This window comes from Streptomyces sp. NPDC037271 (assembly GCF_055603605.1).
The window spans coordinates 379,214-398,840 of the sequence record NZ_JBVJVN010000001.1 but is presented as its reverse complement, the minus strand read 5'-3'; the positions used below and the strand labels follow the sequence as shown (position 1 = coordinate 398,840).

At 73.1% G+C, this 19,627-nt stretch carries 23 protein-coding genes and 1 riboswitch; of the genes, 9 read left to right on the top strand and 14 right to left on the bottom strand.

The window, feature by feature from the left end; all coding sequences use genetic code 11:
• Positions 1-230: 230 nt before the first annotated feature.
• Positions 231-650 carry a DUF2752 domain-containing protein gene (locus ACZ7G3_RS01910; protein WP_470922829.1) on the bottom strand — a complete coding sequence of 140 codons (420 nt, stop codon included), beginning with the start codon at positions 648-650 and terminating at the stop codon, positions 231-233.
• Entirely contained in the window at positions 643-1,140 is a 498-nt protein-coding gene (locus ACZ7G3_RS01905) for a TM2 domain-containing protein (RefSeq protein ID WP_470922828.1), read from the bottom strand. The genes ACZ7G3_RS01910 and ACZ7G3_RS01905 overlap by 8 nt, the downstream gene beginning before the upstream one ends.
• A gap of 168 nt (positions 1,141-1,308) precedes the next feature.
• Here ACZ7G3_RS01905 and ACZ7G3_RS01900 point away from each other — a divergent pair, with 168 nt between their 5' ends.
• From ACZ7G3_RS01900 to ACZ7G3_RS01885, 4 genes are all read left to right on the top strand, one after another.
• Positions 1,309-1,719 carry a VOC family protein gene (locus ACZ7G3_RS01900; protein WP_426597122.1) on the top strand — a complete coding sequence of 137 codons (411 nt, stop codon included), beginning with the start codon at positions 1,309-1,311 and terminating at the stop codon, positions 1,717-1,719.
• 115 nt (positions 1,720-1,834) lie between these two features.
• Positions 1,835-2,242, top strand: coding sequence for a hypothetical protein (locus tag ACZ7G3_RS01895; protein WP_470922827.1), 408 nt, complete (start codon positions 1,835-1,837; stop codon positions 2,240-2,242).
• Between the two features lie 4 nt (positions 2,243-2,246).
• Complete coding sequence (locus tag ACZ7G3_RS01890) at positions 2,247-2,792, top strand: thiol-disulfide oxidoreductase DCC family protein (RefSeq protein WP_470922826.1); 546 nt, start codon at positions 2,247-2,249, stop codon at positions 2,790-2,792.
• A gap of 11 nt (positions 2,793-2,803) precedes the next feature.
• Positions 2,804-3,607 carry a TetR/AcrR family transcriptional regulator gene (locus tag ACZ7G3_RS01885; protein ID WP_470922825.1) on the top strand — a complete coding sequence of 268 codons (804 nt, stop codon included), beginning with the start codon at positions 2,804-2,806 and terminating at the stop codon, positions 3,605-3,607.
• On the opposite strand, the gene ACZ7G3_RS01880 is transcribed toward ACZ7G3_RS01885, so the two are convergent.
• Both ACZ7G3_RS01880 and ACZ7G3_RS01875 read right to left on the bottom strand, forming a co-directional pair.
• Positions 3,604-4,956: a metallophosphoesterase gene (locus ACZ7G3_RS01880; RefSeq protein ID WP_470922824.1), complete on the bottom strand. Its 1,353-nt coding sequence runs from the start codon at positions 4,954-4,956 to the stop codon at positions 3,604-3,606. The two genes, ACZ7G3_RS01885 and ACZ7G3_RS01880, sit on opposite strands and share 4 nt — an antisense overlap.
• A 36-nt stretch (positions 4,957-4,992) precedes the next feature.
• Positions 4,993-5,232: an SCO4848 family membrane protein gene (locus ACZ7G3_RS01875; RefSeq protein ID WP_426597127.1), complete on the bottom strand. Its 240-nt coding sequence runs from the start codon at positions 5,230-5,232 to the stop codon at positions 4,993-4,995.
• A 91-nt stretch (positions 5,233-5,323) separates the two neighbouring features.
• Here ACZ7G3_RS01875 and ACZ7G3_RS01870 point away from each other — a divergent pair, with 91 nt between their 5' ends.
• The gene (locus ACZ7G3_RS01870; RefSeq protein ID WP_470922823.1) at positions 5,324-6,628 is read left to right on the top strand and encodes a D-alanyl-D-alanine carboxypeptidase family protein; all 1,305 of its coding nucleotides are present in this window, start codon (positions 5,324-5,326) and stop codon (positions 6,626-6,628) included.
• On the opposite strand, the gene ACZ7G3_RS01865 is transcribed toward ACZ7G3_RS01870, so the two are convergent.
• From ACZ7G3_RS01865 to ACZ7G3_RS01850, 4 genes are read right to left on the bottom strand one after another with little or no spacing between them, the layout of a single operon-like run.
• Positions 6,576-7,514 carry a YihY/virulence factor BrkB family protein gene (locus ACZ7G3_RS01865; RefSeq protein WP_470922822.1) on the bottom strand — a complete coding sequence of 313 codons (939 nt, stop codon included), beginning with the start codon at positions 7,512-7,514 and terminating at the stop codon, positions 6,576-6,578. The genes ACZ7G3_RS01870 and ACZ7G3_RS01865 overlap by 53 nt on opposite strands.
• Positions 7,502-7,999, bottom strand: coding sequence for a GtrA family protein (locus ACZ7G3_RS01860; RefSeq protein WP_470922821.1), 498 nt, complete (start codon positions 7,997-7,999; stop codon positions 7,502-7,504). The genes ACZ7G3_RS01865 and ACZ7G3_RS01860 overlap by 13 nt, the downstream gene beginning before the upstream one ends.
• Positions 7,993-8,943: a decaprenyl-phosphate phosphoribosyltransferase gene (locus ACZ7G3_RS01855; RefSeq protein WP_470922820.1), complete on the bottom strand. Its 951-nt coding sequence runs from the start codon at positions 8,941-8,943 to the stop codon at positions 7,993-7,995. The genes ACZ7G3_RS01860 and ACZ7G3_RS01855 overlap by 7 nt, the downstream gene beginning before the upstream one ends.
• Positions 8,936-9,445, bottom strand: coding sequence for a phosphatase PAP2 family protein (locus ACZ7G3_RS01850; RefSeq protein WP_426597132.1), 510 nt, complete (start codon positions 9,443-9,445; stop codon positions 8,936-8,938). Before ACZ7G3_RS01850 ends, ACZ7G3_RS01855 begins: the two co-directional genes overlap by 8 nt.
• Positions 9,446-9,579: 134 nt before the next feature.
• On the opposite strand from ACZ7G3_RS01850, the gene ACZ7G3_RS01845 reads away from it, so the two are divergent.
• Together ACZ7G3_RS01845 and ACZ7G3_RS01840 are read left to right on the top strand one after the other, a co-directional pair.
• A complete protein-coding gene (locus ACZ7G3_RS01845; protein ID WP_470922819.1) occupies positions 9,580-11,004 on the top strand; it encodes an FAD-binding protein in 1,425 nt (474 codons plus the stop codon).
• Between the two features lie 61 nt (positions 11,005-11,065).
• A complete protein-coding gene (locus tag ACZ7G3_RS01840; RefSeq protein ID WP_470922818.1) occupies positions 11,066-11,821 on the top strand; it encodes a decaprenylphospho-beta-D-erythro-pentofuranosid-2-ulose 2-reductase in 756 nt (251 codons plus the stop codon).
• Positions 11,822-11,836: 15 nt separating this feature from the next.
• On the opposite strand, the gene ACZ7G3_RS01835 is transcribed toward ACZ7G3_RS01840, so the two are convergent.
• The 6 genes from ACZ7G3_RS01835 to pdxR all read right to left on the bottom strand — a co-directional run bounded on the left by ACZ7G3_RS01835 (position 11,837) and on the right by pdxR (position 18,315).
• The gene (locus ACZ7G3_RS01835; RefSeq protein WP_426597135.1) at positions 11,837-12,415 is read right to left on the bottom strand and encodes a 2'-5' RNA ligase family protein; all 579 of its coding nucleotides are present in this window, start codon (positions 12,413-12,415) and stop codon (positions 11,837-11,839) included.
• 177 nt (positions 12,416-12,592) lie between these two features.
• The gene (trpS, locus tag ACZ7G3_RS01830; protein ID WP_470923182.1) at positions 12,593-13,615 is read right to left on the bottom strand and encodes a tryptophan--tRNA ligase; all 1,023 of its coding nucleotides are present in this window, start codon (positions 13,613-13,615) and stop codon (positions 12,593-12,595) included.
• 44 nt (positions 13,616-13,659) lie between these two features.
• Positions 13,660-15,105, bottom strand: a complete 1,446-nt coding sequence (locus ACZ7G3_RS01825; RefSeq protein WP_470922817.1) for a glycine hydroxymethyltransferase — start codon at positions 15,103-15,105, stop codon at positions 13,660-13,662.
• A gap of 29 nt (positions 15,106-15,134) precedes the next feature.
• Positions 15,135-15,221, bottom strand: a riboswitch (ZMP/ZTP riboswitch).
• A gap of 82 nt (positions 15,222-15,303) precedes the next feature.
• On the bottom strand, positions 15,304-16,488 hold the full coding sequence (locus ACZ7G3_RS01820) for a glutathionylspermidine synthase family protein (RefSeq protein WP_426597138.1): 1,185 nt from the start codon (positions 16,486-16,488) through the stop codon (positions 15,304-15,306).
• Between the two features lie 8 nt (positions 16,489-16,496).
• Positions 16,497-16,847 carry a hypothetical protein gene (locus ACZ7G3_RS01815; protein ID WP_426597139.1) on the bottom strand — a complete coding sequence of 117 codons (351 nt, stop codon included), beginning with the start codon at positions 16,845-16,847 and terminating at the stop codon, positions 16,497-16,499.
• A gap of 76 nt (positions 16,848-16,923) precedes the next feature.
• Positions 16,924-18,315: a MocR-like pyridoxine biosynthesis transcription factor PdxR gene (gene pdxR / locus ACZ7G3_RS01810; protein WP_470922816.1), complete on the bottom strand. Its 1,392-nt coding sequence runs from the start codon at positions 18,313-18,315 to the stop codon at positions 16,924-16,926.
• A 47-nt stretch (positions 18,316-18,362) separates the two neighbouring features.
• Here pdxR and ACZ7G3_RS01805 point away from each other — a divergent pair, with 47 nt between their 5' ends.
• Positions 18,363-18,875: a carboxymuconolactone decarboxylase family protein gene (locus ACZ7G3_RS01805; RefSeq protein WP_470922815.1), complete on the top strand. Its 513-nt coding sequence runs from the start codon at positions 18,363-18,365 to the stop codon at positions 18,873-18,875.
• Positions 18,872-19,624: an isocitrate lyase/PEP mutase family protein gene (locus ACZ7G3_RS01800; RefSeq protein WP_470922814.1), complete on the top strand. Its 753-nt coding sequence runs from the start codon at positions 18,872-18,874 to the stop codon at positions 19,622-19,624. Before ACZ7G3_RS01805 ends, ACZ7G3_RS01800 begins: the two co-directional genes overlap by 4 nt.
• Positions 19,625-19,627: the final 3 nt, after the last annotated feature.

The window sequence follows — 19,627 nt, the reverse complement described above, 5'->3', positions numbered from 1 at the left end:
GGCCGGGACGGATCGCCCGGGGGCCAGGAAGGAACGCCGCTGATCGCACACCGACCGTGCACGGCGGCCCACGCACTGCCGTGGCCGTCCCCCCTGTGCGTGAGGAGCATAAAGAGGCTGGTGGGGCAGGTGGGAGTGGTTCTGATCGAACGTTCCCATTCCGTGATCTGTCGATCCGTCGATCGTTACCGCGGCGGCACACCGCCATGGCGCCGCGATGCCGCGCCGGCTCAGACGAGGTTGCGGACCACCGTCCAGGCCACCGCCGTCAGCAGGATCAGCGCCTGCGCCCACGGGGCGATCCGGGGCCTCCAGGAGCGGCCGCGCAGGCCTTCCACCGTCCAGCGGCCCCACAGCGCCAGCGCGAACGGCGCGGCGAGCAGCAGGGCTCGGTTGTCCAGCCAGGCCGCGGAGAACTGACCGTGCATCAGGTCGTACGTCATGCGCGTGCCGCCGCAGGCCGGGCACAGCAGTCCGGTGACGTACCGGAACGGGCACTGGGGCAGCAGGTGGCCGGACTCGTGCGGGTCGGTGAACCACAGGTACCCGGCGCCCGCGGCGCCCGCGGCGAGCACCGCGAGGGGTGCCACCGCGGGGCGCCGCAGCAGGCGAGCCGCTCCGTCCCGTGCGGGACGGACCGCGTCAACCACGCAGGACCCGCCCCTGGGCGTCCGTCCGGTCGTTGCTGACGAGGTAGATGATGCCGTCGATCAGCGCCCAGAAGCCGAGTCCGCCGCAGGTGAGCAGTTGGGCGATGCCGACGCCGACGGAGCCGACGTAGAAGCGGCCGATGCCGAAGGTGCCGAGGAAGAGCTGGAGCACTCCGGTGATGATCTTCGACTTGTCGGAGTACGGGCGCCCGTAGGGGTCGTAGCCGTAGGGCGCGTTGGGGTCGGCGGCGTAGTAGCCGGGCGCCTGCTGGTAGCCGGGTGCCTGCTGGTAGCCGGGCGTCTGCTGGTAGCCGGGCGTCTGCTCGTGCCCAGGTGCCTGCTGGTAGCCGGGCGCCTGGTAGCCACCGGGGGGCTGCTGGTAGCCGCCCTGCGGGTAGCCGTAGGGGCCTGCCTGGCCGGCCGCGCCGGGGGCCTGGTTCGGGTAGCCGTAGCCCGGGGGCTGGTGCGGCTTCTGCGGCTGCTCGCTCACGGTGGTGTCACTCCTGGAAGGTGCGGGAAACTGCCGGACATACTGTAGGAACAGGCGGACAAAGAGAAGTCGGGGCCCGAGAGCGGCCGTCCGCCCGGGCGAGTGACCCCTTCGCCGCCCCAGCGCGGGTCCGGCCCACTTCGCGTCGCGCGCACCTAATGTGACGTCATGTCAGATCATGAGTCGTACGAACTGCTCGGGTTCGACAACGTCCTGCTGCCCGTCGGCGACCTCGCCGAGGCCGTCGGCTTCTACGAGCGGGCCGGCTTTCCGGTCGCCTTCCGGCTCGACGAGGCCGGGATCGCCCTGCTGAAGGCCGGCGGCGAGACGCCGGGCCTCCTGCTGCGGGTGGAGGAGGAGTTCGGACGCCGGCCGCCGCCGTGGCCCTCCGCACGGGTGTGGCTGGAGGTGCCGGACGCCCGCACCGCCGCCCGGGCACTGCGCGACGCGGGGGTGGAGCCGCTCGACGAACCCTTCCCCGTCGCCACCGGCTGGACCGTGGAGTTCGCCGACCCGTGGGGCAACGTCATCGGACTCACGGACTACTCGAAGCGGCCGGAGCTGGGCCGCCGCCCCTGAACCACCGCGACCCCGAAAGCTCGGCCGCACCCCCAAAGCTCACTTGAACGCGTTCAAAAACAGGTCTAGAGTCTCCTCCGTCAGCGTTTTGAACGCGTTCAAGAAGGGGTGGGGCATGGACCGCACCGTCATCGCCTACGTCATCTACCTGCTGGTCAGCATCGGCCTGACCGTCTGGGTGGCCCGCACGCTCAGCCGCAACGGCCGGGTCTTCCTCGCCGACGTGCTGCACGGCAACGAGAAGCTCGCCGACGCCGTCAACCACCTCCTCGTGGTCGGCTTCTACCTCGTCAACCTCGGCTTCGTCGCCCTCTACCTGAGCGGCGACGACACCATCGCCGACACCCGCCAGATCTTCGAGGCGCTCTCGGCCAAGCTGGGCGTGGTGCTCCTGGTGCTCGGCGTGATGCACCTGGGCAACGTGTACGTGCTCAACCGGATCCGGCGGCGGGGGATGATGGAGCGGGAACAGGTCCCGCCGGTCCCGCCGCAGGCCTGGGTGGCCCCCACGGCCGGTGCCTGAGCCGATGGCACCGACGGCACCCGCTCCACCGACGGCCGCCGCCCCGGTACGCCGGCTCACCGTCCTCTACGACGCCGAGTGCTCCCTGTGCACCCACGTACGGGACTGGCTGCTGCGGCAGCCCCGACTGGTGCCGCTGGAGCCGGTCCCGGCCGGGTCGGACGAGGCACGCCGGCGCTTTCCCGGCCTCGACCACTCGGCCACCCTCGACGAGGTGACCGCCGTGGGCGACGCCGGCCAGGTCTACCGGGGCGCCGCCGCCTGGATCGTCGTCCTGTGGGCCCTGCGCGAGCACCGGCGACTGGCCCACCGGCTCAGCACGCCCACCGGGGCGAGGCTGGCCCGCGGTGTCGTCCTGGCCGCCGCCAAGTGGCGGGGCGCGCAGCGGCGATGGGGCGGCCAGGGGTACCGCCGCGCCGACATCGACGGGGGCGGCGCGAAGCGCCTCGGTGAGGGGCGGCGGTCGGGTGACGGATGGGTGTACGAGCCGCGCCTCGGGTGGAGGTACACCGGACCCGGCTGCGACGACGGCACCTGCGCCAGTCGTTAGGCTCTGGTCCCGTGCCTGCGAAGAACGACGGCCCCGACGACGGAGCCCCCCTCAGCAAGTCCGAACAGACCCGCGCGCTGATCCTGGAGACGGCCATGCGGCTCTTCCAGGAACGCGGTTACGACCGGACCACCATGCGGGCCATCGCCCAGGAGGCCGGGGTCTCCGTCGGCAACGCGTACTACTACTTCGCCGGCAAGGAGCACCTGATCCAGGGCTTCTACGACCGGATCGCCGCCGAACACCAGGCGGCGGTCCGGGAGGTCCTGGCCCGGGAGACCGACCTGGAGGCACGGCTGGGGGGCGTGCTGAAGGTCTGGCTGGACATCGCGACGCCGTACCACGAGTTCGCCGTGCAGTTCTTCAAGAACGCGGCCGACCCGGACAGCCCGCTCAGCCCCTTCTCCCCGGAGTCGGAGCACGCGCGCGTGGAGGCCATCAACATCCACCGGCAGGTCCTGGCGGGGGCGAAGACCAAGGTGCACGCGGAACTGCGGGACATCCTCCCCGAGTTGATGTGGCTCTCCCAGATGGGCCTCTGCCTGTACTGGATCTTCGACCGCACGGAGGGACGCGAGCGCAGCTACCGCCTCGCGGAACGCGGCGCCCGGCTCACCGCGCGGGGCGTCGCGCTGGCCCGTTTCCGGGTGCTGCGCCCGCTGGTGCGCGAAGTGCACGAACTGTTCACGGACTTCCTGCCCGGGATGACCAAGGCGCTCCCGGACCCGGCGAAGAGGACGGCGCCCCCCGCGGACGCCTCCGCGGACACCCCCGGGGACGACGCCCCCGAGGAGGGCCCGCAGGGCAGGTCCTAGGCCTTCGGTGAGGCCAGCTCGATCACCGTGATGTCCGACTCCGCCCCCACGCGCGTGGGCGGTCCCCAGGCGCCCGCGCCGCGGCTGACGTAGAGCTGGGTGTCGCCGTAGCTCTCCAGGCCCGCCACCGTCGGGTTGGCGGCGCCCGCGATGAGGCTGCCCGGCCAGAGCTGGCCGCCGTGGGTGTGGCCGGAGAGCTGGAGGTCGACGCCGTGGTCGACGGCGTCGTGGATCTGCACCGGCTGGTGGGCGAGCAGCACACACGCGCGGGCCCGGTCCCGGTCGCCGAGGGCCTTGGCGTAGTCGGGGCCCTGGCCCTCCTCCTCGCCCGCCACGTCGTTGACGCCGGCGAGGTCGAAGTGGGGCAGCTCGGTGCGGGCGTTCTCCAGCGGGAGCAGCCCGAGCCGCCGCACCTCGGCGACCCACTGCTCGGCGCCGGAGAAGTACTCGTGGTTGCCGGTGACGAAGTACGCGCCGTGCCGGGCCTTCAGCTGGGCCAGCGGCGCCGCCGCCGGGCCGAGGTCCTTCACGCTGCCGTCCACCAGGTCGCCGACCACGGCGATGAGGTCGGGCTGCGTGGAGTTGATCGTGTCGACGACCTTCTGCGCGAAGCCCCGGCCGAGCACCGGGCCGAGGTGGATGTCGCTGACCACGGCGATGCGGTAGCCGTGCGCCGCGCGCGGGAGCTTGGCCAGCGGCACGGTGACCCGCTTCACCGTCGGGCCGTTCAGCACGCCGTACGTGCCGTAGCCGACCGTCCCGACGGCCGCCGCGGCGGCGGCACCGGCGACGACCCGGGAGACGAAGAGACGGCGGGAGGGCAGGGCGAGCGGGCTCTCGGGCGTGCCGTCGGCCGGGGCGCCGGGGGCGGCCGGCGTCTCGGGTATCCCGGATGTCTCGGGTGTCTTGGGTGTCTTGGGTGTCTCGGGTGTCTTGGGCGGGGCCGTTCCGGCCGGTATGCGCTCCGTGTCCACGGCCGGGGACCTCAGCGGCTCCGGCTCCGGCTCGGCCACCGCCTGCCGCGCGGCCGCCCGGCGCTCCAGGAAGCGCCGCAGCAGCGGGCGGACGGCCTCGCCCACGAGCAGCGCCAGCACCAGGTAGAGGCACAGGGCCAGCCACAGGTAGCCCGGCCAGGCCACGACGCGCTCGAGCCAGAAGGGGGCCACCCGCCTGGCGACCAGCGCGCCCACGGCCAGCACCCAGCCCCCGGCGATCACCACCACGCCGATGCGGCGCACGGGGCCGGGGCCCCGGGTCGTGTCGCGGAACAAGCGCCTCCACACGTACCAGTTGGACGCCACGAGGACGCTCACCACTGCCAGCGCGACAAGCGCGTAGACGACCACCATGCCGTCGTATCCCCTCGGTTGTGGCGTCCGTGACGCCTATGACCTTCGGCGCAGTGCGCGCAGCGAGCGCAACCCGATGACCCCGACGGCCGTCCCCAATACGAAGGAGACGACGGCGAGCAGCAGGTGCACCCAGAAGTACGCCGTGGGGTCGCCGTCCTCGAACGCGAGCCCACTGCTGTCCTTGATCAGATTTTTGACGAAAGTGATCCAGATGATCCAGCTCCACACCCCGAAAGCGAGCAGGAACCAGGAGACGGGGCGGCTGAGCTTCATGCACCCAGTATCGCCGCCGGGTGTCCGGATCCGTGCCCGGGGTGGGGAGGGGGGTGGGACCGCGCCGCTCGCGGGCGGTACGTTCTCGCTCGTGCCCGCACCCAAGAAGGCCGTCAGGCGATCCCTGTCGGTCGCCTCCGCCGCCGTGACCGCTCTCGCGCTCCTCTCCCCCGCCGCGCTCGCCGCCCCGAGCCCTCCGGCGAGCCCGTCGGCCGGCCCCTCGGCCAGTCCCTCGGCCACTCCCCCCGCGTCGATGTCGGCCGTGGGCGGCGCCCGGCTCGGGAAGCCCGGGACGCAGGTGGATCTGGCCGGCGGGGCGCCCGTGCTGCCGAAGGACCTCACCGCCCGCTCGTGGATCGTGGCCGACGCCGAGTCCGGTGACGTGCTCGCCGCGCACAACGCGCACTGGCGGCTGGCCCCGGCGAGCACGCTGAAGATGCTGTTCGCCGACACGCTGCTGCCGAAGTGGCCGAAGACGGCCAAGCACACGGTCGCCCCCTCCGACCTCGCCGGCCTCGGCGCCGGCTCCAGCATGGTCGGCATCAAGGAGAAGGAGACGTACACCGTCCACGACCTGTGGCTCGGTGTCTTCCTGCGCTCCGGCAACGACGCGGTGCACGTGCTGTCCGCGATGAACGGCGGTGTCGGCCAGACCGTCAAGGACATGAACGAGCACGCCGAGGAACTGCAGGCCCTCGACACGACCGTGGTCAGCCCCGACGGCTACGACGCGCCGGGGCAGGTCTCCTCCGCCTACGACCTGACCCTGTTCGCCCGGTCGGGGCTGCAGAAGAAGGACTTCCGCGAGTACGCCTCGACGGTCCGCGCGAAGTTCCCGGGCGAGACGAAGAAGGACAAGAAGGGCAAGACGTCCCGCACGCCCTTCGAGATCCAGAACACCAACCGGCTGCTCGCCGGCGACTCGGACGTCTCCGTCTACCCGGGCATCGCCGGCGTGAAGAACGGATACACCACCAACGCGGGCTACACCTTCACGGGCGTCGCCGAGCAGGGCGGCAAGGTGCTGCTCGTCACGGTGATGAACCCGGCGAAGGACGAGCACAACGAGGTCTACAAGGAGACCGCCCGGCTCTTCGACTGGGGCTTCAAGGCGGCCGGCAAGGTGCGGCCGGTGGGTGAGCTGGTGCCGCCGAAGAGCGCCGCGCAGGCGAGCTCTCAGCCGGGCGCCGGCCCCTCCGGGGAGGCGGGCGGCGCCGGCAAGGGCGGGGCGGGCACGAAGCCGGTGGCGGGCGCCCCGGCCGCGGACGGCTCCGGCGGCATCGGCATCGCGGCCGGCCTCACCGCCGGGCTGCTGGTCCTGCTCGCGGGCGGCGTGTTCCTGGTCAACCGGAAGTGGCCACTGCCGGACCTGGTCCGTCGCCGGACGCGCCCGTGACGTCCCGCTCCTCCGCTCCCCCCGCTTCGTCCACTTCTTCCTCCTTGCTTCCCGTCGCCGTCCAGGAGGCGCAGAACAGCACCAGCTTCGAGGTGAAGTTGATCCACAGCAGCAGGGCGACGGGGACGCCGAAGGCGCCGTACATGCTCTTCGCGGCGACGCCCTGCACGTAGCCGCTCAGCAGCAGTTTCAGCAGCTCGAAGCCGATCGCGCCGATCAGCGCGGCCCGCATCAGGCGGCGGCGCGCGGGCTGGACGCCGGGAAGCAGGGTCAGCACGTACAGCAGCAGGAGGAAGTCGGCGAGCACGGCGACGGCGAACGCGGCGACGTAGAGCAGCACACCGCCGAAGCCGCCGCCGAGACCCAGCCGGCCGATGATCCAGCCGACCAGCGCCGAGGCCACGGTGGAGATGCCGACGGTGACCAGGAGCGCGCCGCCGAGACCGACGAGGACGCCCGCGTCCTTGGCCCGGTGCAGGACGGGGTTCTCCTCCTCGTCGGGCAGCTCCCAGACGGCGCGCAGACAGCCCCGGGTGGCGTCGACCCAGCCGACGCCGGTGAACAGCAGCAGGGCGCCGGAGATGAGGCCGACGGTGCCGGCGTTGTCGATCAGGCCCTGGATGTTCAGCTGGTCGGAGATGCCGGGGATCTGCTCGGCGATCGTGTCCTGGAGCCGGCCCTGCTGGTCCTCGCTGAGCGTGGCGGCGGCGACGGCCGCGGCCAGGCTGAGCAGTGGGAAGAGCGCGACGAAGCTGGTGAAGGTCATCGCGGCGGCCAGGCGCGTCCACTTCACCCGGTCCAGCCGCTCGTACGAGCGCCACGCGTGCGTGGTCATCAGCCGTGCCGCCCACGGCCCCACCACGGGGAGCTTCTTCAGCCAGTCCATGATCCGACCCTGCCCCCGCTCGTCCCGGTCCGTGATCCCGTCTCGCCACCGGTTCCGGCCCCGGTGCGGAAGACCAGTGTCCGTGTGCCCCAGAAACGCAGGATCGTGGCCAGGACCATGCCGATTCCCGCGCCGGAGACCGTGTCGGCACGCTGGGAGGTGAGGCCGAGGCCGTAGTGGCTGACGGCCAGGCACAGCAGTTGTACGGCGGCACCGGCGGCGTTCACCGCGAAGAAGACGGCGTACGGGCGCAGGCCCCGGGGGCGGGTGTGCCGGTAGGTGCCGAGCGCGTTGCCCGCGTACGCCACGGAGCATCCGGCGACGAAGGAGAGGGTCTTCGCGGTGAGCGGGCCGAGTCCGACCGGGCCGCGCAGGCAGGTGAAGAGCCCCAGGTCGACGGCGTAGGCGAGGAGTCCCGCGGCGGCGAAGCCGATCACCTCGCGCCGTGTTCCCTTGGTGGGGCCGTTGGTGGGGCCGTCTACCAATTGGCCACCGCCAGGCCGTACATCGCCGCCCACACCACGCCGATCAGGGCGAGCGCCCGGTCGCGCAGGACGACGTCCTCGGGTTCGCCGGCGGTGCCGCGGTCGGCGAAGACGGCGTAGCGCAGGACGGCGAGGACGAAGGCGACCATGGACAGCTGGCGCCAGGGCAGCACGCTGGTGTGCGGGACGCCGCCCTCCTCCATGGCCCACAGGCAGTAGCCGAGGACGGCGACGCCGGCCGCGAGCTGCCAGACGAAGCGGAGGTAGCCGGTCGTGTACTCGGTGAGCAACGCACGCGTGGCACCGGCTTTTCCGGCCATCTGGACGGCTTCGGAGTAGCGCTTGGCGGCGACCATGAACAGCGCGCCGAAGCCCGTCGTGACGAGGAACCAGCGCGACAGGGGGATGCCGAGCGCGAGTCCGCCGATCATCGCCCGCATCAGGAAACCGGTGGTGACGACGGCGAGGTCGACGACCAGGACGTGCTTGAGGCTGACGCAGTACGCCAGTTGCATCGCGAGGTAGGCGGTCAGCAGGGCCGCGACGGGCGGCGGGCACAGCCAGGCCGCGACGACGGGCCCGAGGACGCCCAGGGCCCCGCCGACGGCGTACGCGACCGGCACCGGGACCTGCCCGGCGGCGACCGGGCGGTGCCGCTTGACCGGGTGGGCGCGGTCGGCCTCGGCGTCGCGGGCGTCGTTGACGAGGTAGACGGCGGCGGCGCAGGCGGTGAACAGGGCGAAGACCAGGGCGAGCCGGCCGAGGGCGTACCAGGAGAACAGCTCACCGGCGGCGGCCGGGGCGGCGACGACCAGGACGTTCTTGATCCACTGGCGGGGGCGTGCGGTCCTGAGCAGACCGGCCGGGACGCCCGCCCTGCGCGGCGGCGCGGGCTCCCGCTGCCGCTCCGGTGCCCGCTGCCGCAGGACGGCCGTGTCAGTCACGGGTGCCTCCGCGCATCCAGTCGGCGCCGAGCCGGGCCGTGAGCGCGCCCAGGGCCGCGCCCGCCGCCACGTCGGAGGGGTAGTGGACGCCGGTGACCAGCCGGGAGGCGCACACCGCGGCGGCGAGCGGCCAGGCGGCGTGCACGCCGAGCGCGCCGAAGACGACGGCGGCCGCCGTGGCGGAGGTGGCGTGGCAGCTGGGGAAGGAGTGCCGGCCGGCGGTGCGCACCAGGGGTACGACGTGCGTGGGGCGTGGGCGGCGCACGACGCGCTTCACGCCCATGCCGACGAGGTGTGCCCCCGCGGTGAGGGCCGTGCCGCGCAGCCAGGCCGCGCGCCGCGTGCCGTCCACGGCGGCCGAGGCGAGGCCCGCCGCGAGCCACAGTGCTCCGTGCTCCCCGGCCCAGGACAGGACGCGCGCGGCACCGGCCACGCGCGGGTCCGTGCCGCAGGCTCTGAGCGCCGTCACGATCCGGTGGTCCATGTCGTCGAGGTCGTCCATGTGGACTCACTGTTCACCCCTGCGGCACGGGAAGCCCCGGCAGGATCGAGCGACATACCATTAATCACCCGTTTCAGGGACGGGCGGAATGTTTTGGAACTAATCGTTCACATAGTGGCGATACGGTCGCCGGCATGTCTGCCGACACCGTTCCCGACGCCGACTCGGGCCCCGCCACCGGGTGGGGCCCCGACGACTGGGGCCCCGACGACGACTGGGGCCCCGTCACCGGGTGGGGCCGCACCGCGCCGACCGCCGCCCGGCTGATCCGCCCCCGGACGTACGAGGAGGCCGCCGTCGCCGTCCGGGACTGCGGGGCCCGCGGGGGCATCGCCAGGGGCCTGGGACGGGCGTACGGGGACGCCGCGCAGAACGCGGGAGGTGCCGTGCTCGACATGACGGCCCTGGACCGCGTCCACGCCATCGACGCCGACGGCGGCACCGTGCTCTGCGACGCGGGGGTCTCCCTGCACCGGCTGATGGAGGTGCTGCTGCCGCTCGGCTGGTTCGTACCGGTGACGCCCGGCACCCGCTACGTGACGGTCGGCGGCGCGATCGGCGCGGACATCCACGGCAAGAACCACCACGTGTCGGGGTCCTTCGCGCGGCACGTCCTGTCGTTCGAGCTGCTCACCGCCGACGGCCGGGTCCGCACCGTGGACCGGGGCACACCGCTGTTCGACGCGACCGCCGGCGGCATGGGCCTGACCGGTGTGATCCTCACCGCGACCGTGCGGCTCCAGCCGGTCGAGACCGCGCTGATGTCGGTCGACACCGAACGCGCCACCGACCTGGACGACCTGATGGCCCGCCTGACGGCCGGCGACCACCGCTACCGCTACTCGGTCGCCTGGATCGACCTCCTCGCGCGCGGCGCGGCGACCGGCCGCGCGGTGCTCACCCGGGGCGACCACGCCCCGCTGGACGCGCTCCCGCGCGGCTCCCGGGCACGACGGGACCCCCTGGCCTTCCGCACCTCCCGCCTCCCGGCCGCCCCCGACCTCGTCCCGGACGGGCTGCTCAGCCGGACGACGGTGGGGCTGTTCAACGAACTCTGGTACCGCAAGGCCCCCCGCCGGCGTACCGGCCGGCTCCAGCGGATCTCCACCTTCTTCCACCCCCTGGACGGCGTCCCGCACTGGAACCGGATCTACGGCCGCGGCGGCTTCGTGCAGTACCAGTTCGTCGTCGGGCACGGCCGGGAGGACGCCCTGCGCCGGATCGTGCGGCGGATCCGCGAGCACCGCTGCCCGTCCTTCCTCGCCGTCCTCAAGCGCTTCGGGGACGCCGACCCGGGCTGGCTCTCCTTCCCCGTGCCCGGCTGGACCCTCGCCCTGGACATCCCGGCGGGCCTGCCGGGCCTCGGCTCCTTCCTCGACGGCCTCGACGAGGAGGTCGCCCGGGCCGGCGGCCGGGTCTACCTCGCCAAGGACTCCCGGCTGCGGCCCGAGCTGCTCGCCTCGATGTATCCGCGCCTGGACGACTTCCGCGCGCTGCGCGCGGAGCTGGACCCGCGCGGGGTGTTCGTCTCGGACCTGTCCCGGCGCCTCGGCCTCTAGGAACCCCTTCGGGCTTCCCGCCCCCTCCAGGCCCCTCCCCCACAAACCTCCAGGAGCTGTCGTGAAGGACGCCTTCGGCATCCCCCAGTCCCTTCTCGTCCTCGGCGGTACGTCCGAGATCGCGCTCGCCACCGCACGCCGGCTGGTGGCCCGCCGCACCCGCACCGTGTGGCTGGCCGGCCGCCCCTCCCCCGCTCTGGACGCGGCGGCCGGGCAGCTGCGCGGCCTCGGTGCCGAGGTGCGCACCGTCGCCTTCGACGCGCTCGAGACCGGGTCCCACGAGGCGGTGCTCGGCAAGGTCTTCGCCGAGGGCGACATCGACCTGGTGCTGCTGGCCTTCGGCGTGCTGGGCGACCAGGCGCACGACGAACGCGAGCCGCTGAACGCGGTGCGGGTCGTGCAGACCAACTACACCGGCGCGGTCTCGGCCGGACTGGTGAGCGCCCGCGCGCTGCAGGCGCAGGGGCACGGCTCCCTGGTGGTGCTCTCGTCCGTGGCCGGGGAGCGGGCCCGCCGCGCCAACTTCATCTACGGCTCCAGCAAGGCCGGCCTGGACGCCTTCGCGCAGGGCCTCGGCGACGCGCTGCACGGCACCGGCGTGCACGTCATGGTCGTACGCCCCGGGTTCGTGCGGTCGCGGATGACCGCCGGACTGGAGGAGGCTCCGCTGGCCACGACGCCCGAGGCGGTCGCCACGGCGATCGAGGTGGGGCTGCGGCGCCGCTCGGAGACGGTGTGGGTGCCGGGCGCGCTGCGCATGGTGATGTCGGCGCTGCGGCACCTTCCGCGGGCGGTGTTCCGGCGGCTGCCGGTGTAGGGCCCCGGACGGGCCCTAACGGACCGGCAGGGAGCCGCTCTCCACGCGGCCCGCCTGCGGGGGCACCGTGGTGCTGCCGAAGGGGAACTCGCGGAGCTTGCGCCACACCCCGTCGGCGCCCTGCTCGTAGAGCGCGAAGCCGGTGCAGGGCCACTGGGCCTCGTAGCCGGACAGCTCCTCGAAGGCGCGGTCCATCGCCGCTTCGTCGATGCCGTGCGCCACGGTGACGTGCGGGTGGTACGGGAACTGGAGTTCGCGGGGGACCGGCCCGGAGGTGTCCCGGACGCGCTTCTGCAGCCAGGAGCAGGACGCGGCACCCTCGACCACCTGGACGAAGACCACGGGTGACAGCGGGCGGAAGGTCCCGGTGCCGGAGAGCCGCATCGGGAAGGGCCGGCCGCGCGCCGCCACCTCCGCCAGGTGCGCCTCGACCGCGGGCAGCGCGCCGCCGTCGACCTCGGTCGGCGGCAGCAGGGTGACGTGCGTGGGGATGCCGTGAGCCGCGGCGTCGCCGAAGCCCGCGCGCAGCTGCTGGAGCTTGCTGCCGTGAGGCTCCGGGACCGCGATCGACACGCCGATCGTTACGGTCCCCACGTCGTCTCCTGTCGTCACGTGTCACTCGGTGTGTGTCGCTGTGTCGGACACCCGCGTATCGACTGTACGGCCACGACCGTGCCCGGGGCAGGCGCAACCGGAGTGATGTGCAGCGCTACGGCGGCGTGCCGGGGCGCACGAGGGGTGCTGGGGCAGTGGTCGGGGCGCTGCCGCGGGTCAGTGCTTGGCGGGCAGGAAACCCACCATGTCGTACGCCCGGGAGAGGGTCTCCGTGGCGACGGCGCGGGCCTTCTCCGCGCCCTTGGCCAGGATCGCGTCGAGCGTCTCCGGGTCGTCCAGGTACTGCTGGGTGCGCTCCCGGAAGGGGGTGACGAACTCCACGACGACCTCGGCGAGGTCCGTCTTCAGGGCGCCGTAGCCCTTGCCCTCGTACTTCTGCTCCAGCTCCGGGATCGCCGCACCGGTGAGGGTGGAGTAGATCGACAGCAGGTTGCTGACCCCGGGCTTGTGCTCGCGGTCGAAGCGGATCACGGTGTCGGTGTCCGTGACGGCGCTCTTCACCTTCTTCGCCGTGGCCTTCGGCTCGTCGAGCAGGTTGATCAGGCCCTTGGGGGTGGCCGCCGACTTGCTCATCTTGGCGGTCGGGTCCTGGAGGTCGTAGATCTTCGCCGTCTCCTTGAGGATGTACGCGGAGGGAACGGTGAAGGCCTCGCCGAAGCGGCCGTTGAAGCGCTCGGCCAGGTCGCGGGTCAGCTCGATGTGCTGGCGCTGGTCCTCGCCGACGGGGACCTCGTCGGCCTGGTAGAGCAGGATGTCGGCGACCTGGAGGACCGGGTAGGTGAACAGGCCGACGGAGGCGCGGTCGGCACCCTGCTTGGCGGACTTGTCCTTGAACTGGGTCATGCGGCTCGCCTCGCCGAAGCCGGTGAGGCAGTTCATGACCCAGGCGAGCTGGGCGTGCTCGGGGACGTGGCTCTGGACGAAGAGCGTGCAGCGGTCCGGGTCGAGTCCGGCGGCCAGCAGCTGGGCGGCGGCGAGCCGGGTGTTGGCGCGCAGCTCCTTCGGGTCCTGCGGGACCGTGATCGCGTGCAGGTCGACGACCATGTAGAACGCGTCGTGGGACTCCTGGAGGGCCACCCACTGGCGGACGGCGCCCAGGTAGTTGCCGAGGTGGAACGAGCCTGCGGTGGGCTGGATCCCGGAGAGCACACGAGGTCGGTCATTCGCCATGCCCGTCATTGTCTCAGGTCCCACCGGCGGCTCGTTCCCCCGGGCGGCGACCGTCAGCCCAGGTCGATCTCCGGGTACAGGGGGAAGCCCCGCACCAGGTCCGTGGCGCGCTGGGCGATCTCCTGCGCCACCTTCTCGTCCAGGACGTGGGAGGCCTTGGACGGGGCGCCCGACTTGGTGGTGCCCGGCTCGGTGGTGGTCAGGACGCGGTCGATGAGGCCCGCGACCTCGTCCATCTCCGCCGTGCCCAGGCCGCGCGTGGTGAGCGCGGGGGTGCCGACGCGGATGCCGGAGGTGTACCAGGCGCCGTTGGGGTCGGCGGGGATGGCGTTGCGGTTGGTGACGATGCCGGAGTCGAGGAGGGCGGTCTCGGCCTGGCGGCCGGTGAGGCCGTAGGAGGACGCCACGTCGATCAGGTTGAGGTGGTTGTCGGTGCCGCCGGTGACCAGGGTGGCGCCGCGCCGCATGAGGCCCTCGGCGAGGGCGCGGGCGTTGTCGACGATGCGCTGGGCGTAGTCCTGGAAGGCGGGCTGCCGGGCCTCGGCGAGGGCGACGGCCTTGGCGGCCATGACGTGCGGGAGCGGGCCGCCGAGGACCATCGGGCAGCCGCGGTCGACCTGGTCCTTGAGGGAGTCGTCGCACAGGACCATGCCGCCGCGCGGGCCGCGCAGCGACTTGTGGGTGGTCGTCGTCACGATCTGGGCGTGCGGGACCGGGTCGAAGTCGCCGGTGAGGACCTTGCCCGCGACCAGGCCCGCGAAGTGCGCCATGTCGACCATGAGGGTGGCGCCGACCTCGTCGGCGATCTCGCGCATGATCCGGAAGTTCACCAGGCGGGGGTACGCGGAGTAGCCGGCGACGATGATCAGCGGCTTGAACTCGCGGGCCGTGGCGCGCAGGGCCTCGTAGTCGATGAGGCCGGTCGCCGGGTCGGTGCCGTAGGAGCGCTGGTCGAACATCTTGCCGGAGATGTTCGGGCGGAAGCCGTGGGTGAGGTGGCCGCCGGCGTCCAGGGACATGCCGAGCATGCGCTGGTTGCCGAAGGCGCGGCGCAGCTCGGCCCAGTCGGCGTCGGTCAGGTCGTTGACCTGGCGGGCGCCGGTCTTCTCCAGGAAGGGCACCTCGACGCGGGCGCCGAGGACGGCCCAGAAGGCGACGAGGTTGGCGTCGATGCCGGAGTGCGGCTGGACGTAGGCGTGGCGGGCGCCGAAGAGCTCGCGGGCGTGCTCGGCGGCCAGCGACTCGACGGTGTCGACGTTGCGGCAGCCGGCGTAGAAGCGGCGGCCGACGGTGCCCTCGGCGTACTTGTCGCTGAACCAGTTGCCCATCGCCAGGAGGGTGGCCGGGGAGGCGTAGTTCTCGGAGGCGATCAGCTTGAGCATCTCGCGCTGGTCGGCGACCTCCTGGCCGATGGCGTCGGCGACGCGCGGCTCGACGGCGCGGATCGCCTGCAGCGCGGCACGGTAGGCGACGGACTCGGGGGTGAGTTCTGCGGACACGGGGGCCTCCGGACGTTGGAATCAGCGTTCAGGTCGGCCCAGGCGCTCGGCACTCGTCGCTCGGACCGCTTCCCGATGGTTCGTCCCATCCTTGCGCGCCAGTCACGGCCCGGGCCCAGGGTACCGGGTGTGTTGTGCCGGTGCCTTCCGTGTCCGCGATGCGGGAGCGTCCGCGCGGGCGCTCCCCGCAGGGCCCCTTCAGAGGATCACGTGGGGGAGGAACCTCGCGTACTCGTCCGTCACCAGGCCCGACGACTCCCTGATGCCCAGGCCCGCCGACTCGTTCTCCACCACCCACGCGCCCAGGACGACGCGGTTGCCGTCGAAGTCGGGCAGGGGGGCCAGTTCCTGGTAGCAGCAGGGCTCGTCCCGTACGACGGGGGCGGCGCCGGGCTCGTGGATCGTGACGCCCGCGCCCTCGCGGCCCAGCAGGGGCTTGGCGACGTAGCCCGTCGTGCCGGCCAGCTCCCTCGGGCCGTCGAGGTAGGCCGGGAGGAGGTTGGGGTGGCCGGGGTACAGCTCCCAGAGGATCGCCAGCAGCGCCTTGTTGCTGAGCAGCATCTTCCAGGCGGGTTCGATCCACAGGGTGGTGCCGGTGCCGCCGCCGTTGTCGAGGGTGTCCAGGACGTGGTCGGCGAAGCGGTCGGTGGTGAGCCACTCCCAGGGGTAGAGCTTGAAGATGCTGCGGATGAAGCGGAGCCTGGCGTCGACGAAGCGGCCGGACAGGCGGTCCCAGCCGATCTCCTCCATGGAGATCCACTCGGTCTCCAGGCCGGCCTGCTCGGCGGTCTCCTTGAGGTAGGCGACCGTCATCAGGTCCTCGCCCAGCTCGTCGGCCTCGGAGTTCGCGAAGTACAGCGGGCTGCCGGGCGGGAGGAGGGCGGCCTGCTTCTTCCAGGCGTCGATCAGGCGCTCGTGGAGGCTGTTCCACTGGTCGGCGCCGGGGAAGCTCTCCTCCATCCAGAACCACTGCGGGGACGCCGCCTCGACGAGCGAGGTCGGGGTATCCGCGTTGTACTCCAGGAGCTTGGCGGGCCCCGTGCCGTCGTAGCGCAGGTCGAAGCGGGCGTAGACGGAGGGGAGTTCGGCGCGGCGGTGCCAGGCCTCGGTGACCGCCCGGACCACGCGCGGGTCGGTGATGCCGAGGTCGGCGAAGCGGCCGGCGGTGACGATGTGCCCGGCGGCCGCCAGGCACATGCGGTGGAGTTCCTCGACGACCTCCTCCAGCGCCTCGACCTCAGGGAGGGAGAAGACGTAGTAGGCGCTCTCGTCCCAGTAGGGGCGCAGGGAGCCGTCGGGGTAGCGGGTGAGCGGGTAGATGCAGCCCTGTTCCTCGACGGTCTGCTGCCAGCCGGGGCGGGGCTCGGTGGTGCGGCGTTCCATGTCCCGGCTCAGCCGCCGCCGCTGCCGGAGCCGGAGCAGCCGAAGCCGCCGCGGTCGACGGCCTCTTCGCGGCTGAAGGTGCCGCCGTCGGCCCAGCCGTTGCTGACGTCGGCGTCGTAGTACCAGTCGGCGTCGTCGACGCCCTTCTTCTTGCCGCCCTTGCCGTACGAGCCGCCGGACGAGCCCGACTTGCAGTTCTTGTCGGCGACGACCTTGTAGCCGTTGATGTAGTCGTAGCTGTCGCGGTCCACGCAGCGGCGGTCGGGGTCCGAGCCGCAGGCGCTCAGGGCCGCCGCGAGCACTCCCATGCCGCCGAGCACCACGGTGCTCGACCGCAGCCGCCGCCGGGTCTTAGCCATGTCCGTCTCTCCCCCGTTGTCCGCGTTCCGGTACGACAGTTGGGCCGATCGAGTGTACGGCCGTCGCCGGGGGACTCTACGGCAGCGCCCGGCAGAGCGCGTCCAGGGCCCCCGCCCAGGCGTGGTCGGGCGGGGTGCCGTAGCCGACGACGAGGGCGTCCAGCGGGGCGACGGCGGCGTCCGGGTGCCGGAACGTGGACAGGCCGTGCACCGCGAGTCCGTGCCAGGCGGCGGCCCGGACGGCCTGCTGCTCGGTGCCGGGGGGCAGTTGGAGCACGGCGTGCAGTCCGGCGGCAATGCCGGTGACGCGCACCTCGGGGGCGCGTTCGGCGAGGGCGGCGACCAGGGCGTCGCGGCGGCGCCGGTAGCGCAGTCGGGCGGCGCGGACGTGCCGGTCGTAGTCGCCGGAGGCGAGGAACTCCGCGAGGGTCAGCTGGTCCAGGACGCCCGGGGTGCGGCCCGCCATCCAGTCCATGGCGTCCTCGACGAGCGGGGGCGGCAGCACCAGCCAGCCCAGGCGCAGTCCGGGGGCGAGGGACTTGCTGGCGGTGCCGAGGTAGACGACGCGGTCGGGGTCGAGGCCCTGGAGGGCGCCGACGGGCTGGCGGTCGTAGCGGAACTCGCCGTCGTAGTCATCCTCCAGGATCAGTCCGCCGGTGCGGCGGGCCCGGTCGATCAGGGCCGTGCGGCGCTCGGGGAGCAGGGGCAGGCCCATCGGGAACTGGTGGGAGGGGGTGAGGAGGACCGCCTGGGCGGTGGCCGGGTCGTCGTCGGGGGGCCGGGTGCCGCGGTCGTCGAAGGGCAGCGGGGGTGTGGCGAGGCCCGCGCGGGCGAGCAGGCCGCGGTGGTGGGGCAGCCCGTAGGACTCGACCGCCGCGGAGCGGGTGCCCCGGTGGCGCAGCAGGCCGGCGAGTACGCCGAGGCCGCCGAGGAAGCCGGCGCAGACGACGATGCGGTCGGGGTCGGCGTGTACGCCGCGGGCGCGGGAGAGGTAGCCGGCGAGAGCGGTGCGCAGTTCGGGCCGGCCGCGCGGGTCGCCGTAGCCGAGGGCCCGGTCGGGGGCGGCGGTCAGGGCGCGGCGGGCGGCGCGCAGCCACTGGGCGCGGGGGAACGACGCGAGTTCGGGGGTGCCGGGGATCAGGTCGTAGGCGGGGCGGGCCGGTTCCCGGCGGTGGGGTGCGGGGTGCTGGTCGGGGGTGGCGGGGGTGCGGTCGGCGACGCGGGTGCCGGAGCCCTGGCGGGCGGCGAGCCAGCCCTCGGCGACGAGGTCGGCGTAGACCTCGGCGACGGTGTTGCGGGCGACGCCCAGGTCGGCGGCGAGGGAGCGGGAGGAGGGCAGCCGGGTGCCGGGCGCCAGCCGGCCGCTGCGGACGGCCTCGCGCAGGGCGTCGGTGAGGCCCCGGCGCAGTCCGGGACCGGACCGGTCGAGATGCAGGTCCACACCGAAAGTGGCCCATGGTTTCGCCATGGGAATGGACCATACCCGTGGGCTGCCTCGCTCCTAGTCTCGAGGGCATGACGACGAACGAGAACACCACCGCGACACCCGACGCCTTCGCGTCCGAGGAGGCCCCCCGACTGGAGTGGGCCAAGCACGCCCCCGAGGTCTGGAAGGCGATGCTGGGGCTGGAGAAGGCGGCGGGCCGGGGCCTGGACCCGAAGCTGAAGGAACTGGTGAAGATCCGCGCCTCGCAGCTCAACCACTGCGCCTTCTGCCTGGACATGCACACCAAGGACGCCCTCGCGGCCGGCGAGAGCGTGGAGCGGATCGTGCAGCTCAGCGCCTGGGAGGAGTCGCGGCACTTCTACACGGAGAAGGAGCTCGCCGCGATCGAGCTGACCGAGGCGGTCACCGTGCTGACGGACGGCTTCGTGCCGGACGACGTGTACGGGAGGGCGGCCAAGTTCTTCGACGAGAGCGAGCTGGCCCACCTGATCGCCGCGATCACGGTGATCAACGCCTGGAACCGGTTCGGTGTGACCTGCCGGCTGGCGCCGGGCCACTACACGCCGGGGCAGCACGGATGACGGGCCTCACGAGGCCCCCGGTGACGGGTGCGGAGCGTTTCCGGGCCCTGCACCACGGCCGGGCGCCCGGCGACCCGCTCGTCCTCCCCGGCCCGTGGGACGCGGTGAGCGCCCGCGTCTTCGCGGATGCCGGGTTCCCGGCGCTCGCGACGCCCAGCGCGGGCGTGGCGGCGTCCCTCGGGTACGAGGACGGGGCGACCCCCGCCGACGAGATGTTCGCGGCCGTCGCGCGGATCGTGCGGGCCGTCGACGTGCCCGTGTCGGCGGACGTCGAGGACGGGTACGGGCTGGCGCCGAAGGAGCTGGTGGAGCGGCTGCTGGAGACGGGCGCCGTGGGCTGCAACCTGGAGGACTCCACCGACGGGGTGCTCAAGGACCCGCGGGAGCACGCCCAGTGGCTGGCCGAGGTGCGGGCGGCGGCCGGGGACCGGCTGTTCGTCAACGCCCGGATCGACACGTTCGTCAGGGGTGTCGGTGATCCGGAGGCGGCGATCGAACGGGCCGCGCTGTACGTCGCGGCGGGCGCCGACTGCGTGTATCCGATCGGCGCCCCCGACGGCGTACTGCCGCTGCTGCGGTCCGGCATCCAGGGGCCGGTGAACGTCGGCGGGCGGCCCGGGGAGGGCCCCGCGTCCGCCGAGCTGAGGAGGCTCGGCGAACTCGGGGCCACCCGGATCACGTTCGGGCCGGGACTCCAGCGGCGCGCGGAGGGCGTGCTGCGGGAGATCGCGGCGGAACTGGCGGGGTGAGGG

Bases quoted from the DNA above. Each gene is read 5' to 3' on its own strand.
- ACZ7G3_RS01900 (WP_426597122.1), top strand. From the start codon at position 1,309: ATGTCAGATCATGAGTCGTACGAACTGCTCGGGTTCGACAACGTCCTG.
- ACZ7G3_RS01895 (WP_470922827.1), top strand. From the start codon at position 1,835: ATGGACCGCACCGTCATCGCCTACGTCATCTACCTGCTGGTCAGCATC.
- ACZ7G3_RS01890 (WP_470922826.1), top strand. From the start codon at position 2,247: ATGGCACCGACGGCACCCGCTCCACCGACGGCCGCCGCCCCGGTACGC.
- ACZ7G3_RS01880 (WP_470922824.1), bottom strand. From the start codon at position 4,956: ATGGTGGTCGTCTACGCGCTTGTCGCGCTGGCAGTGGTGAGCGTCCTC.
- ACZ7G3_RS01875 (WP_426597127.1), bottom strand. From the start codon at position 5,232: ATGAAGCTCAGCCGCCCCGTCTCCTGGTTCCTGCTCGCTTTCGGGGTG.
- ACZ7G3_RS01865 (WP_470922822.1), bottom strand. From the start codon at position 7,514: ATGGACTGGCTGAAGAAGCTCCCCGTGGTGGGGCCGTGGGCGGCACGG.
- ACZ7G3_RS01850 (WP_426597132.1), bottom strand. From the start codon at position 9,445: ATGGACGACCTCGACGACATGGACCACCGGATCGTGACGGCGCTCAGA.
- ACZ7G3_RS01845 (WP_470922819.1), top strand. From the start codon at position 9,580: ATGTCTGCCGACACCGTTCCCGACGCCGACTCGGGCCCCGCCACCGGG.
- trpS (WP_470923182.1), bottom strand. From the start codon at position 13,615: ATGACGGGCATGGCGAATGACCGACCTCGTGTGCTCTCCGGGATCCAG.
- ACZ7G3_RS01820 (WP_426597138.1), bottom strand. From the start codon at position 16,488: ATGGAACGCCGCACCACCGAGCCCCGCCCCGGCTGGCAGCAGACCGTC.
- ACZ7G3_RS01815 (WP_426597139.1), bottom strand. From the start codon at position 16,847: ATGGCTAAGACCCGGCGGCGGCTGCGGTCGAGCACCGTGGTGCTCGGC.
- pdxR (WP_470922816.1), bottom strand. From the start codon at position 18,315: ATGGCGAAACCATGGGCCACTTTCGGTGTGGACCTGCATCTCGACCGG.
- ACZ7G3_RS01805 (WP_470922815.1), top strand. From the start codon at position 18,363: ATGACGACGAACGAGAACACCACCGCGACACCCGACGCCTTCGCGTCC.
- ACZ7G3_RS01800 (WP_470922814.1), top strand. From the start codon at position 18,872: ATGACGGGCCTCACGAGGCCCCCGGTGACGGGTGCGGAGCGTTTCCGG.